Raw genomic sequence first — 13,094 nt, 5'->3', positions numbered from 1 at the left:
AGCACATTCAAATCAAGTGTTGGCTGACCTTGCGCCTTCGCGAGCAGGCTCGCTCCCACAAGATTATGCGTTCATTCGGGCAAATGACTGTCAGCCCAGCGGCGGACTTCGGCGTACGGATACTCCTCCAACGCCGCATACCCGGAAATCGTTCGCGCCTTGAGCCTGGTGAATAGCGGCACACTGATCCCGCACAGAAACCGTGTCAGCCGCTCCGCCGTCGGCACACTGCCAGTGTGCTGTTCGTGCCTGTGGATAAAATCACCGCACAGCGCCACAAAGTTTTTATCCACAAGCGCCGGCAGTTCCGGTGGTGGTGGTAGCCGCGCAACATCCCCATGACACACCGAACAGTGCCCGCAATGCTCGGGCGCGTTGTGGTCACCGAAATATTCGGCCAGGCGATATCCCAGGCAACGCTCGGTGGCAAACAGCTCGAGCATCGCGTGAATCCGGGCGATCTCAGCCTGCTCATGCCGGGTGAAATATCCGTGTAATTCACCGCTCAGAACAGCGCTGTCGAAATCGCTGTGCAACACGTTGTAGACCTCGGTCATCTGCTTGCTCTCAAGCTCGACCCAGCCCTTCTCCTGGAAGTAGTCCAGCGCCGTCACCACCCGATTGCGCTCCGCCGAATACTGGGTGTACATCGCGTCGAAATTCACCGTGGCCCAGGTGCGTGCGCGACTGGAGGTCTGAATGATCGCCGCGACAAAATCCCTGCGTTCACCCTCGAAACGTTCCAGCAGCGCTTCCGGTTCCAGCAGGTACTTGAAACGGTACTCGGCGTAATACGCATAGCGCGGCGCGATCAGGCCACGCAGCTCCAGCTGCACCAGCAGCGTCTTCAGCGGCAGCGAGCGAATGTTGCTCTGATCGGCCAGCGGCCCGAGCAGAAACTCCCACTGGCCTTCGGGCGCCGCAGCCTGCAATTCCTCCAGCACACAACGAATCCCCTCGCGCTCCGGGGTGTCGCCGTAGACGAAGTTTTCCAGCACGTTGAGGCTGTCGCGATTGGCCAGCACCAGACAGTCCGAGGGCTGCCCGTCACGTCCGGCACGACCGATCTCCTGACTGTAGTTCTCGATGGATTTGGGCAGGTCGAAATGCACCACATTGCGGATGTCGCTCTTGTCGATACCCATGCCGAACGCAATGGTCGCGACGATGCAATTGGACTGTCCGGCCATGAAGCGCTTCTGTATGCCCTCGCGTTGATCGTGTGGTAATCCGGCGTGATAGGCCTCGGCCTGAATGCCGTTTCGCCCAAGATGCTCGGCAATGTGCTCGGCGGTTTTCTGCAGGGTGACGTAGACGATGCTCGGCTGTCCCGCACGCTCGCTCATCCACTCCACCAGACGCCGACGCTTGTCCTGACCGCGCACCGGTTCGACCAGCAGATTGAGGTTGGGCCGGTAAAAACCGGTAGTCACCACATCTGCTTCAGCGATGGCGAATTTGGCCTGCATGTCGGCAATCACTTGCGGTGTTGCCGTGGCTGTCAGCAGAAGGGTTTGCGGGATATTGAACTGGCGCTGGTAGTCCGGCAGTTTCAGGTAGTCGGGGCGGAAGTTGTGACCCCATTCGGAGATGCAATGCGCCTCGTCGACCACCAGCAGCGAGATCGGCACCTGCTGCAAAAAGTTGCGGAAACGCTCATTCTTCAGGCGCTCCACCGAGATCATCAGAATCTTCAATTCACCCGAGCGGGCGCGGGCCATCACATCATTGGCGTCATCGCGGCTTTGTGCCGAATCGATGCTGCCGGCACTGATACCGTGACGCTTGAGGAACGCCAGTTGGTCCTGCATCAACGCCAACAGCGGCGAGACCACCAGGGTCAGGTGCGGCAGCAACAGCGCTGGAACCTGATAGCAAAGCGACTTGCCGGAACCGGTGGGGAAAATCGCCGCTGCCGAGCGCCCGGCCAGCACGGCGCTGATCGCCGCCGCCTGTCCAGGTCGAAACTGTGGATAACCGAAAACCTGTTCCAGGGTGTTGTGCATGCGCTGTCACTCCGTTGACCGCTGTGATGCCAACAGCCTAGCGGGCGGTCGCAGCGAGTCGAGAAAAGGCCGGGGTCAATTCAATACGGGATGATACAGCGAATGGTGCAATCCACTCGGTGCCCTGTGGCAGCGCGCCTGCTCACGAAGAGGCCTTTCAGACCAACACAAAAACACACCACTCAGGGCCGCAGAACCGCCACCCGCAGTTGCTCGTTGAGCACCTGCTCGTGCACACCCTGGCTCTTGCTCGCCCACAAGGCATGGGCCGGACTGATGTCACCGGTGAAGGCCGCCGCCAACTGCCGCAACTCCGCGACACTGCGCACGCGAGGACAGAACGGTTGCCCGTCACAGTCCTGGCTGGCGTTACGATAGGTACTCAACAAACGATCCCACAGACCTTCACGCACCTGCCTGATCGACTTGAGCTGCACATGTGGCACACCCAGCCGCTGCTCGAGTCCCACCTCGTCCAGCGCTTCACTGGCCAGCAAGGCCTTGCCGAACATCAACACCTCGGCACGTGAGGCAGTATCGATAGCGGGCTGGCTCGAGAGCGCATCGGGCCAGCCGGTGCGTTCAAGGTCGGCGAATATCCATCCACTGCCCCCATCAGACGCCAGGGTCAACCGGCAACCACTGACCCACAGCAACAAAATCAAGGCCATTCGTAGCCACTGCATACTCAATTCCCTTTAAGCGCGTATCGGACATTTGGAAACGCCCTACGGATTCTGGCGCGCACCATACAGAGGTTTCCCAAGAAACGCCTGCGAATCCCGTGGGAAATTTCTGCGCTAAGGGTTTCACCGTGAAAAAGCAGCGAAACCTTGTAGGGCAGATGCCTGATGCCCGGAAAAACCCCTACGAACTCTGTCCATCGTGGCGCTCTTGTGACGACTTGCCTGGCACTTCTATAGTGGCCAGCGCGGCTGAAACCACTGGAGCGACTTCGTACAGGACACGTCTCACCATGAACATGCACGACCCGCAGGCCCCTCGTTATCACCCCCTCAAAAGCAACTACAGCGATCATCCGGTGCTGACCATCGATACTCAGGCCAGCCATGGCGATCTGCTCGACGCCGCCCATCAGCGTCTGCGCGCCGCCAGCGACTTGCTGGAGACTCTTTACTGTTTGTGTTTCAAACAAGCCGACGTCAAAGACATCCCCAACATTGTCAATGCACTGTATCTATTGACCCAAGACGGCTGCGAACTTCTTGACGTAGCAAGACTGCAACTAACAAACCCCGCATAAAAAGCACAACCACAAATAAAGCAACAACTAAACACTACAAACCAACAACATTAAAAACTAGCCTGCTTGCTCTCACATCAATAAAGAGCAACCTCATGACAACATTAACTATTTTCTTTTGCGGCACCGGCTCCACCAAGTTCGATACCAGCAACGCCAACTATTGGGATGGTGAACTGGTGTCCACCCTCGCCTCGCACCATGCCGGCCGTGAATTCGCCGAATGGATCGTGGTCGATGGCCCCGGCACCAGCAACCTGCAGGCCGACGAGCTGTTCACCAAATCCGCCGACTACGGCATGAGCGGCACGCTGTTCGGCAAGGGCTGGGAAGAAAACGTACTGCACGCGATGAACATCATCAAAGGCAAGTGCGACTGGCAACGCAAGCAACTGACTGAAGCAGAATACAACCGACTCAAAGCCGCCGGCATTCCCATTGAAGATGTAAAAGCCGAGGATTCCTGGTTCTGGCGCAACTACAACTACGGCGAACGCAGCGTGACCCAACAGAAGTTGCAGGAGCAGATCATTAAAACCTTCCGCAAGGACGGTATTATTCCGACCAAAGTCAACTTGGTCGGCTGGAGCCGCGGCGGTATCAGCTGCCACATGTTGGCCAACGCCATGTTCAACGACAGTGCGTTAAAGAGCATACCGGTGAATATTTTCGCCATTGATCCGGTCCCCGGCATCGGCAACTTCCAGGAACATCGAGTCAAACTCAACACCAACGTCAAAGAGTACATCGGCTTCTACGCCCGCGATGAACGCTCGAAAGGCTTCAGCTGCGTCATCCCGCAAACCGCCACCGGCACCCGGACTCACATCTTCCCGATCCCCGGTCGCCACGCCACCCTGGTCGGCAATGCCTCCACCGATGGCGTCACCGGCCCGAAAATGCTCGCCGAGCCCGGCCAGTTCGTGCGCCACTTCGCCGAAACCTGCCTCAAGCGCTGGGGCACTTCGCTGACCAAAACCCTGAACCTGACCGATGCCTCCCTGAAGCAATGCGCCGACGCAATGGTCAAGGACGCGGCGAAATACAAGGCCATGGAAAAGTCCTCCTACACCTGGTTCACCGAACTGGATCAAGGCGAGCGCTACGTATCGCTGGGTAGCAAAGGCGTGCCGTTCTCGTCGGTAAAGGGCGCGATCTATGCACCGGATACCGGGCTGACCACCAGCGTGCTGGATCTGGCGGCGTATCGGCATATTCGTTGAAGACGGTGGGTGTTGATCGGTGTAACGCGAAAAAACCTACAGCAATTGCCTATCGGATGTTCGTCCCGTTCCTGCAAGTACAGACAACTTGTCGCCTATCACCACCCGCTAACTGACGCTGCTAATCAGCGGCTCGGGCTTGGTCACCCAATGGGACATAAACGCGTCCGTTGTATGCTGCCGGCAATTCAAATGCCTGCACGCTTAATGGTGGCTGTGTCTGGACGCCCACAAAAAAGCCGCCCCAAGGGGCGGCTTTTTCATTGCTGCAAACCGATCTTACAACTTCGGACCCGCAGCCTTGATCGCGTCGCTCACTTCGAACTTCTTGAAGTTCTCGATGAACAGACCGGCCAATGCCTTGGCAGCCTCGTCGTACGCAGCCTTGTCAGCCCAGGTGTTGCGTGGGTTGAGCAGGTTGGTTTCAACGCCCGGTACGGCCAGTGGCACGTCGAGGTTGATGGTGTCGAGGTGCTCGGTGGCGGCACCGATCAGCGCGCCGCTCTGGATCGCTGCGATCACGGCGCGGGTGGTCGGGATGTTGAAGCGTTTGCCAACGCCGTAGCCGCCGCCGGTCCAGCCGGTGTTGACCAGGTAGACCTTGGAGCCGAAGCCGCGGATGCGCTTGATCAGCAGCTCTGCGTATTCGCCAGCCGGACGCGGGAAGAACGGCGCGCCGAAGCAGGTGGAGAAGGTCGACTTGATGCCGCTGCCCGAACCCATTTCAGTCGAGCCCACCAGCGCGGTGTAGCCGGACAGGAAGTGGTAGGCCGCTTGTTCTTCGTTGAGGATCGACACTGGCGGCAGTACACCGGTCAGGTCGCACGTCAGGAAAATCACTGCGTTTGGCTCGCCGCCCAGGTTCTTCTCGGAACGCTTGGCAACGTGCTCCAGCGGGTAGGCCGCGCGGCTGTTCTGGGTCAGGCTGACATCGGCGTAGTCGGCGTGCTTGGCGTCGTCGATGACCACGTTTTCCAGCACTGCGCCGTGCTTGATGGCTTTCCAGATGACCGGCTCGTTCTTCTCGGACAGGTCGATGCACTTGGCATAGCAACCGCCTTCGATGTTGAACACCACGCCTTCGCCCCAGCCGTGTTCGTCGTCACCGATCAGGTAACGGCTTTCATCGGCCGACAGAGTGGTTTTACCGGTACCCGACAGACCGAAGAACAGGGTCACGTCGCCTTCTTCGCCGATGTTGGCAGCGCAGTGCATAGGCAGCACGTCAGCGGCCGGCAGCAGGAAGTTCTGCACGGAGAACATGGCTTTCTTCATTTCACCGGCGTAACGCATGCCAGCGATCAGCACTTTCTTCTGGGCAAAGTTGAGGATCACGCAACCATCGGAGTTGGTGCCGTCACGCTCAGGCACGCACTCGAAGTTGGCAACGTTGAGCACTTGCCACTCTTCACGACCAGCCGGGTTGTACTGGGCCGGGTTGATGAACAGGCAACGACCGAACAGGTTCTGCCAGGCAGTCTGGGTGGTCATTTTCACGGCCAGGTAGTGATCTTCAGCCGCGCCTACATGCACGTGGGAAACAAAGTGCTCTTGCGCGTTGTTGAACGCCTCGACACGAGCCCACAGCGCGTCGAACTTGTCGGCCGGGAACTTGCGGTTGATCGGGCCCCAGGCGATAGCGGCCTGGGTGGAAGGCTCTTCAACGATGAAACGGTCGACTGGCGAACGGCCGGTGCGATGACCGGTGCGGACTACCAGAGCGCCGGTATCGGCAAGCTCGCCTTCACCGCGGTTCAAGGCTTCTTTTACCAGATCATCAACACTCAGATCGGTGTACACGGCGTTATTGGCTTGCGTCATGAGGTTCCCCGTCGGCCAGTGGCCGAGTGTGCTCCAAACGTTTTGTAGTAGAAAGTCGTGCACTACTACCGCGAAAAAAGTGGGCCGGATTATGCCAGAAAAGCCCAAAAAGAGTAGGGTCCTCCCGTCGTAACGGCGATATTCCGTCGTTGAGCAGTGAATTTACCTGCGCTGAACCGTTTTAGTGCCGGGTATCTGACGGCGTGTCGACACCCGCGCCAGCGAACAATTGAGCGATATCGGCTGCATCGAACAGGTAGCGTTCGTTGCAGAACTGGCAATCGATCTCGATTTTGCCACCCTGTTCGGCCACCAGCGCCTGCGCGTCTTCCAGACCCAGGCTGACCAGCGCGTTGCCCGAGCGTTCCCGCGAGCAACTGCAACGGAAGCGCAGGTTCTGCACATCGAACAGGCGCACTTGCTCTTCATGGTAGAGGCGGTGCAACACGGTTTCGTTGTCCAGGCTCAACAACTCATCGGCGGTCAGCGTGCTGCCGAGCGCGGTGATGTGCTGCCAACTGGCGGCGCGTTCTTCTTCGTCTTTCAGGCGATCGGCCGGCAGCTGTTGCAGCAGCAGGCCACGGGCACGTCGACCATCGGCGTAGAGCCAGAAACGCGTGCCGACCTGTTGCGACATGACGAAGTAGTTGGTGAAGCACTCGGACAGGTTTTCGCCATCAAGGTCGACGATGCCCTGATAGCGCTGGCCGACAGTCGGGTCGACGGTCAGGGCCAGCACGCCGTTCGGCATCAGGTCGGCGAGGGTTGCATCGGCTGCGATCTGATCCGCGTGATAACGCGCCAGGCCACGGATTTCACGTTCGCTCGAGCACTCGATCATCAGCATCGGGATCGGGCCTTCGGAGCGCGCCTGCAGAATCAGCAAGCCGTCGAACTTCAGGGTGCCCACCAGCAACGAGGCCGCCGCCATCAGTTCGCCCAGCAATTGCGCGACCGGCTCCGGGTACGGGTGCTTGGCGAGGACTTCGGCGTAGCTGCGTTCCAGCGCAACCAGTTCGCCGCGAGTGTCGCTGTCATCGAAGATGAAGCGTTGGGTGTAGTCGGTATCCGGGAGATCGGTCATAGGTCTGGGTATCTGAATTGATGACAAAATGGTTACAAAAGATGAAAATCCCGCGCTTCTCCGCACCCATTTGGTGCGAAATGTTCAGCCACGGGAGGCATTTTATGAACAATCCGGGTTTGTTCCAATCAAGGTGGAACCTCGGCCGGCTGGTTCTGTGTAACGTAGTGCCATTGGCGCTACTGGCTTTCTGGTTATGGCCTACGGGTCAGATGCTGTGTGTGATTTTCGACGAGTGGCTATTCCGCTCACTCAATGCACCGCTGGCCAGCAACCCCATATGGCTCCACATCTGGGCAATTGCAAGTCTGCGTCCCTTCGACATCGTCGTCGGGTTGATCCTGCTGACGCTGCTGATCAAGGGCGACTGGGTGTTCAAGGCGATTGACGTACGCCGCGCGTTCTTCGGTTTTTTCTCGATTCTGCTGCTGATGGTGATCATCCGCGCATTGTTTTCCAAATTCGCCGACTACATGGACTGGCAGCACAGCAGCCCGTCGATGGTACTTGAAGGCGCGGTGCACCTCAGCGACTACTTCCCGCACCTGGAAAAGGCCTGGGAGCTGAAGGATCGCTCGAGCCAGAGTTTCCCCGGTGACCATGCTTCGGTGCTGTTGATCTGGGCGCTGTTCATGGGCGTGTTCAGTCGCACAGTCGGTCAGTTCCTCGCCGTCTGGGGCCTGGCGTTGCTGTTCATGCTGCCGCGTCTGGTGGCCGGCGCGCATTGGGGCCAGGACGACTACATCGGCGGCATGCTGCTGGCGGTGTGGGCGCTGGGCTGGGGTTATTACACGCCGTTTGCTTATCACGCGGCGAATTTCTGGCTGAAAGCGACCGCTCCGATCTTTGCGCTACTGGGCAAGTTGCCGATGGTTTCGCGGATGAGTGTGGTGCGTAGCGCCTGATACCACGTTGACTCCGGCGAGTGCTGCGCACTCGATTCGCAAGCAAGCCCGCTCCCACCCTTGACCGTTTTCCTGCTGAAGGAACCGGATCCACTGTGGGAGCGGGCTTGCTCGCGAAGGGGCCGGCCTGAACAACGCAAAAACGTCGCCCTCACGCCTCGTTACTGCTGCCACGAAACTTGAACAGATCCCGCCGCTACCCCCACCCTTGACCGTTTTCCTGCTGAAGGAACCGGATCCACTGTGGGAGCGGGCTTGCTCGCGAAGGGGCCGGCCTGAACAACGCAGAAACGTCGCTCTCACGCCTCGTTACTGCTGCCACGAAACTTGAACAGATCCCGCCGCTGTTTCTTGCTCGGCTTGCCGTCGGTGCTCACGCCCAACGCCCCGGCCTTGCGCATCGCTGCGGCCGCTTCACGTTTGGCAACACTGGCCTCGGTCTCGGTATACAGCGCCTGCGCCTCGGGTGCGCCGCGACGCACGATCGACAAGGCTTCAACCTTCACCGTGCGCGCTTCAAACCCGGTGCGAATCTCGAACTCATCACCAATGCGTGGCTCTTTGCCAGGCTTGCAGCGCTCCCCTCGGCAATGCACCTTGCCACTCTCGATGGCCGCTTTGGCCAAGGCCCGGGTTTTATAGAAACGCGCCGCCCACAACCACTTGTCGAGACGGACCTTGTCGTACTCTTCGCTTTTTTGTGCCATGGAATTTCCTCATTCTGAAATATTGGTGAACTGTACTACCGTTTCTGTCGTGCCATGAATTGCACCATCCCGGATTACAATGCGCACCACCCGACACCTGCTTGAGGCGTCGGCGATCCGGGCTGTAGATATCTGTCGCCTTTTAACCCTTATTCTGCGTGAATACCGCGAATCCGGCCCCGTGCGGGCTGAGCGGTTGCCACGGTTGAGCACTTTTTTGAAGACATTTGACCATTTGACCGTTGTTGGTCTGCGCGAGTGGGTGGCGCTCCCTGATCTGGGAGTCGCGGGCCTGCGGGCGAAAATCGACACCGGCGCGAGCACCTCCAGCCTGCACGCCACCGACATCGAGCCGTTCGAGCGCGACGGCGAGAAGTGGGTGCGCTTCACCGCGCACCTGGGCACGGTGGTGCAGTTGCGTCACCGGCGCTGCGAAGCACCGCTGGTCACGCGCAAGACCATTAAAAGCTCCAACGGCCAGGCTCAGGTGCGCTACGTGATCAGCACCACCCTGGCCCTCGGTGATCGGGTGTGGGCGGTCGAGTTCACCCTCGCCTGCCGCAAGTCCATGCGTTATCGCCTGTTGCTCGGTTCCAAAGCCCTGATCGATGGCCAGCTGGTGGTCAATCCGGGCATCAAATATGTACAAGACAAGCCGGTGTTCCCGGTATCTACCTCCTCCACAGGTGTTGCATGAAGATCGCTGTGCTGTCGCGGAATCCGCGTCTGTATTCCACCCGTCGCCTGGTCGAAGCCGGCACCGAACGCGGGCATGAAATGGTAGTGATCGACACCTTGCGCGCCTACATGAACATCGCCAGCCACAAGCCGCAGATCCACTATCGCGGCAAGCCACTGGAAGGCTTCGATGCGGTGATCCCGAGGATCGGCGCGTCGGTGACGTTCTATGGTTGCGCGGTGTTGCGCCAGTTCGAAATGATGGGGGTGTTTCCGCTCAACGAATCGGTGGCCATCGCCCGTTCGCGAGACAAACTGCGTTCGCTGCAACTGTTGTCGCGTCGCGGCATCGGTCTGCCGGTAACCGGGTTCGCCCACTCACCGGACGACATTCCCGACCTGATCGACATGGTCAACGGCGCGCCGCTGGTGATCAAGGTACTGGAAGGCACCCAGGGCATCGGCGTCGTACTGTGCGAAACCGCGACGGCGGCGGAGTCGGTGATCGAGGCGTTCATGGGCCTGAAGCAGAACATCATGGTCCAGGAATACATCAAGGAAGCTGGCGGTGCGGATATCCGTTGCTTCGTGGTCGGCGACAAGGTGATCGCGGCGATGAAGCGTCAGGCCAAACCGGGTGAGTTCCGCTCCAACCTGCATCGCGGCGGCAGCGCCAGCCTGATCAAGATCACCCCGGAAGAACGCATGACGGCATTGCGTGCGGCCAAGGTCATGGGCCTGGCGGTGGCAGGTGTGGATATCCTGCGTTCCAATCACGGGCCGCTGGTAATGGAAGTTAACTCGTCGCCGGGACTGGAAGGGATCGAGACCACCACCGGCAAGAACGTGGCGGGGATCATCATCGAGCACCTGGAGAAGAATGGCGGGCCGAACATGACCCGGACCAAAGGCAAGGGCTAATCCGTTAGAGATGTGGCGCCAGGGAGGCCGCCTTCGCGAGCAAGCCCGCTCCCACAGGGGAATGCATTCCAACTGTGGGAGCGGGCTTGCTCGCGATGGGGCCATCAGCCTCAGCGAAAATTTCAGCTGTTAAACCGCATCTCGCGGAAGCATCAACCCAAGCGGCAACCGTACCCGCGCTTCCAATCCGCCGCCGGAGCGGTTGCGCAGTTCAACATTGCCGCCATGCATGGAAGCAATCCGCTTCACGATCGCCAACCCTAAACCTGTGCCCTTGCCGCCCCGCGCACGATCACCACGGGTAAACGGGTTGAAGATCGCCTCAAGCTCCGAAGGATCGATCCCCGCGCCACGGTCCATCACACTCAGCACCACATAGGGCGCGCTGGTGTCACCGGACACATAGGCCGCAACCTCGACCCCGCTGCCGGCATGATTCAAGGCGTTGCCGATCAGGTTGTTCAGCAACCGCTTCATCGACACCCGACGCAGTGGAAATGGCTGGATCGGTTCCAGACGCAGGCGCACTTTCTCTTCGTTCTGGTTGTACGGCGCTGCCACCTCACGCACCAGATCGCTCAGGTCCACCTCTTCCACCGACTCGTCGCGACCGTCACGAATGAACGCGAGGAACTGGTCGAGAATCGCGTCCATGTCTTCAATGTCGCGCACCATGTCATCGGTCAGGTCATTGCGATCGCCCATCAGCTCCAGCGACAGGCGCAAGCGGGTCAGCGGCGTACGCAAGTCATGGGACACCCCCGCCAGCATCAGCTCGCGCTCGCGACCGGCCTGTTCGACGTCTTCAGCCATCTGGTTGAAGGCGCGATAGACCTCGGTCATCTCGCTCGGTGTGTCGCTGATCGGCAGGCGCACGCTGCGGCCTTGGCCGAGTTGCCGCGCGGCATACACCAAGCGTTTCAACGGCTGGTTGAGCTGACTGACGAAAATCCACGCCGAGGCGGTAGACAGCAAGCCGATGGCGAGGAACCAGCCGAGCACGTTCCAGATTTTCTGGCCCCGCAGCGGATGCGGGTACAGCGGTACTTTCAGCCAGCCATCACCGAGGCTTGGCGCACGCACCCACAGCGCCGGCGGCGAGTGCATGCGCAAACGCACTTCAGTATCGGCCCCCAGCTCCGCCTGCATCTGCCGCTGATAGATTTCACTGTACGGCCAGTGCTGTTCGCCTTCCGGCACACCGGCGCCGACCACCCGGATGAGGGTTGCAGCATCGGCGATCTTCGCGCGGTTTTCTTCATCGGCAGCCCAATAGGCGCGCAGCGTCAGGGCGACGCCGTGGCTGTATTGGCGATCCACCAGCACGTCCTCGTTCATCAACAGATAAACCAGGGTCAGCGCCTTGGAAAACAGCACGACGATTAGCACCAGCCAAAGGGTGCGGGAGAAAAAACTTTGGGGGAACCAGACGGGGGTTTTCATCGATAACCGTTAAACACTTGCAGGAGCGAGCCATGCTCGCATATTGCGGATTGCGAGTCTGCGTAGAGGGTCGATCAACCCGACCTGCGCAGACCCGCTCCTACAAATCGCCGATCACTTGGTAGCGGCGCCATCCGGTACGAACACGTAGCCCACGCCCCAGACAGTCTGGATGTAGCGCGGTTTCGACGGATCGGGTTCGATCATCCGGCGCAGACGGGAAATCTGCACGTCGATGGAACGCTCCAGCGCATCCCACTCGCGGCCACGGGCCAGGTTCATCAGTTTGTCGCGGGTCAGCGGCTGACGCGCATTCATCACCAAGGCCTTGAGTACCGCAAACTCACCGGTAGTGAGCATGTGCACTTCGTCGCCTCGCTTCAGTTCGCGGGTCGCCAGCGACAGCACGTAGTCACCGAAGGTGACGTTTTCGTCCTCGCTGCCCGGCGCACCCGGCACCGGAGCGGCCTGGCGACGCAGAACAGCCTTGACCCGGGCCATCAACTCGTCCGGGTTGAACGGCTTGGCCAGGTAGTCATCGGCGCCCAGTTCCAGGCCCTTGATGCGGCTCATCTCATCGCCCTTGGCGGTGAGCATGATGATCGGGATCTGGTTGTTTGCGGCCCGCAGGCGACGGCACGCGGTCAGACCGTCTTCGCCCGGCAACATCAGGTCGAGGACGACCAGGTTGAACACTTCACGCGACAGCAGACGGTCCATTTGCTCGGTGTTCGGTACGGCACGGGCGCGGTAGCCCTTGCTGACGAAAAAGCGTTCCAGCAGGCTGCTCAGCCCCGGATCGTCGTCAACAATAAGAATTTTTTCGCCTTCAGCATTGTTTGCAGTGCTGCTCATTGGATGCTCCTTTTAGCTCGGCGCGCATTATGGCGTAGCTGCCGTTATACGCACCGTGTGCATTGTTAGCAGATTTTTCCTTCACTGCCAGAAAACCGGGGTTTATGCCTACAGACTGCTACACCCCCGAATGACAGAACGCTGGTTATAATGCGCGGCGTTTTGTGCCAGGCAACGTCTGAATCGT

12 protein-coding genes are annotated in these 13,094 nt (G+C 59.5%); 5 read left to right on the top strand and 7 right to left on the bottom strand.

The genetic code is table 11. The features are described from left to right. Nucleotides 1-71: 71 nt before the first annotated feature. Both AC0J41_RS28100 and AC0J41_RS28095 read right to left on the bottom strand, forming a co-directional pair. Complete coding sequence (locus tag AC0J41_RS28100; RefSeq protein WP_473014164.1) at nucleotides 72-2,006, bottom strand: RecQ family ATP-dependent DNA helicase; 1,935 nt, start codon at nucleotides 2,004-2,006, stop codon at nucleotides 72-74. Between the two features lie 182 nt (nucleotides 2,007-2,188). Next, the gene (locus tag AC0J41_RS28095; RefSeq protein ID WP_473014163.1) at nucleotides 2,189-2,692 is read right to left on the bottom strand and encodes a polysaccharide deacetylase; all 504 of its coding nucleotides are present in this window, start codon (nucleotides 2,690-2,692) and stop codon (nucleotides 2,189-2,191) included. 290 nt (nucleotides 2,693-2,982) lie between these two features. On the opposite strand from AC0J41_RS28095, the gene AC0J41_RS28090 reads away from it, so the two are divergent. Further along, a complete protein-coding gene (locus tag AC0J41_RS28090) occupies nucleotides 2,983-3,270 on the top strand; it encodes a hypothetical protein (RefSeq protein ID WP_025110976.1) in 288 nt (95 codons plus the stop codon). Nucleotides 3,271-3,365: 95 nt separating this feature from the next. Beyond that, nucleotides 3,366-4,493, top strand: a complete 1,128-nt coding sequence (locus AC0J41_RS28085; RefSeq protein WP_473014162.1) for a lipase family protein — start codon at nucleotides 3,366-3,368, stop codon at nucleotides 4,491-4,493. A 279-nt stretch (nucleotides 4,494-4,772) separates the two neighbouring features. Here the strand turns inward: AC0J41_RS28085 and AC0J41_RS28080 are convergent, their stop codons facing one another. After that, nucleotides 4,773-6,314, bottom strand: coding sequence for a phosphoenolpyruvate carboxykinase (locus tag AC0J41_RS28080; protein ID WP_025110978.1), 1,542 nt, complete (start codon nucleotides 6,312-6,314; stop codon nucleotides 4,773-4,775). 181 nt (nucleotides 6,315-6,495) lie between these two features. Beyond that, nucleotides 6,496-7,398: an Hsp33 family molecular chaperone HslO gene (gene hslO, locus AC0J41_RS28075; RefSeq protein WP_025110979.1), complete on the bottom strand. Its 903-nt coding sequence runs from the start codon at nucleotides 7,396-7,398 to the stop codon at nucleotides 6,496-6,498. Nucleotides 7,399-7,502: 104 nt separating this feature from the next. Between hslO and AC0J41_RS28070 the strand changes: the two genes are divergently transcribed. Continuing rightward, complete coding sequence (locus AC0J41_RS28070; protein WP_473014161.1) at nucleotides 7,503-8,303, top strand: phosphatase PAP2 family protein; 801 nt, start codon at nucleotides 7,503-7,505, stop codon at nucleotides 8,301-8,303. Nucleotides 8,304-8,602: 299 nt separating this feature from the next. On the opposite strand, the gene AC0J41_RS28065 is transcribed toward AC0J41_RS28070, so the two are convergent. Then, nucleotides 8,603-9,010, bottom strand: a complete 408-nt coding sequence (locus tag AC0J41_RS28065; RefSeq protein ID WP_473014160.1) for an RNA-binding S4 domain-containing protein — start codon at nucleotides 9,008-9,010, stop codon at nucleotides 8,603-8,605. Nucleotides 9,011-9,227: 217 nt separating this feature from the next. On the opposite strand from AC0J41_RS28065, the gene rimB reads away from it, so the two are divergent. Together rimB and rimK are read left to right on the top strand one after the other, a co-directional pair. Further along, nucleotides 9,228-9,707 (top strand): retropepsin-like aspartic endopeptidase RimB, encoded by a 480-nt coding sequence (rimB, locus tag AC0J41_RS28060; RefSeq protein WP_003220644.1) that lies wholly within the window; start codon nucleotides 9,228-9,230, stop codon nucleotides 9,705-9,707. After that, on the top strand, nucleotides 9,704-10,609 hold the full coding sequence (gene rimK, locus AC0J41_RS28055; RefSeq protein ID WP_007949201.1) for a 30S ribosomal protein S6--L-glutamate ligase: 906 nt from the start codon (nucleotides 9,704-9,706) through the stop codon (nucleotides 10,607-10,609). The genes rimB and rimK overlap by 4 nt, the downstream gene beginning before the upstream one ends. A 129-nt stretch (nucleotides 10,610-10,738) precedes the next feature. Here rimK and AC0J41_RS28050 read toward each other — a convergent pair whose 3' ends face one another. Continuing rightward, nucleotides 10,739-12,052 carry an ATP-binding protein gene (locus AC0J41_RS28050; RefSeq protein WP_003220639.1) on the bottom strand — a complete coding sequence of 438 codons (1,314 nt, stop codon included), beginning with the start codon at nucleotides 12,050-12,052 and terminating at the stop codon, nucleotides 10,739-10,741. A 114-nt stretch (nucleotides 12,053-12,166) separates the two neighbouring features. Continuing rightward, nucleotides 12,167-12,907, bottom strand: a complete 741-nt coding sequence (gene ompR / locus AC0J41_RS28045) for an osmolarity response regulator transcription factor OmpR (RefSeq protein ID WP_007964700.1) — start codon at nucleotides 12,905-12,907, stop codon at nucleotides 12,167-12,169. Between the last annotated feature and the right edge of the window lie 187 nt (nucleotides 12,908-13,094).

It is taken from the genome of Pseudomonas sp. Arb-4-2C (assembly GCF_055755015.1).
This window is presented reverse-complemented; position numbering and strand designations above follow the sequence as displayed.

Coding starts and splice junctions, on each gene's coding strand:
- AC0J41_RS28100 (WP_473014164.1), bottom strand. CDS start 2,006: ATGCACAACACCCTGGAACAGGTTTTCGGTTATCCACAGTTTCGACCT.
- AC0J41_RS28095 (WP_473014163.1), bottom strand. CDS start 2,692: ATGCAGTGGCTACGAATGGCCTTGATTTTGTTGCTGTGGGTCAGTGGT.
- AC0J41_RS28090 (WP_025110976.1), top strand. CDS start 2,983: ATGAACATGCACGACCCGCAGGCCCCTCGTTATCACCCCCTCAAAAGC.
- AC0J41_RS28085 (WP_473014162.1), top strand. CDS start 3,366: ATGACAACATTAACTATTTTCTTTTGCGGCACCGGCTCCACCAAGTTC.
- AC0J41_RS28080 (WP_025110978.1), bottom strand. CDS start 6,314: ATGACGCAAGCCAATAACGCCGTGTACACCGATCTGAGTGTTGATGAT.
- hslO (WP_025110979.1), bottom strand. CDS start 7,398: ATGACCGATCTCCCGGATACCGACTACACCCAACGCTTCATCTTCGAT.
- AC0J41_RS28070 (WP_473014161.1), top strand. CDS start 7,503: ATGAACAATCCGGGTTTGTTCCAATCAAGGTGGAACCTCGGCCGGCTG.
- AC0J41_RS28065 (WP_473014160.1), bottom strand. CDS start 9,010: ATGGCACAAAAAAGCGAAGAGTACGACAAGGTCCGTCTCGACAAGTGG.
- rimK (WP_007949201.1), top strand. CDS start 9,704: ATGAAGATCGCTGTGCTGTCGCGGAATCCGCGTCTGTATTCCACCCGT.
- AC0J41_RS28050 (WP_003220639.1), bottom strand. CDS start 12,052: ATGAAAACCCCCGTCTGGTTCCCCCAAAGTTTTTTCTCCCGCACCCTT.
- ompR (WP_007964700.1), bottom strand. CDS start 12,907: ATGAGCAGCACTGCAAACAATGCTGAAGGCGAAAAAATTCTTATTGTT.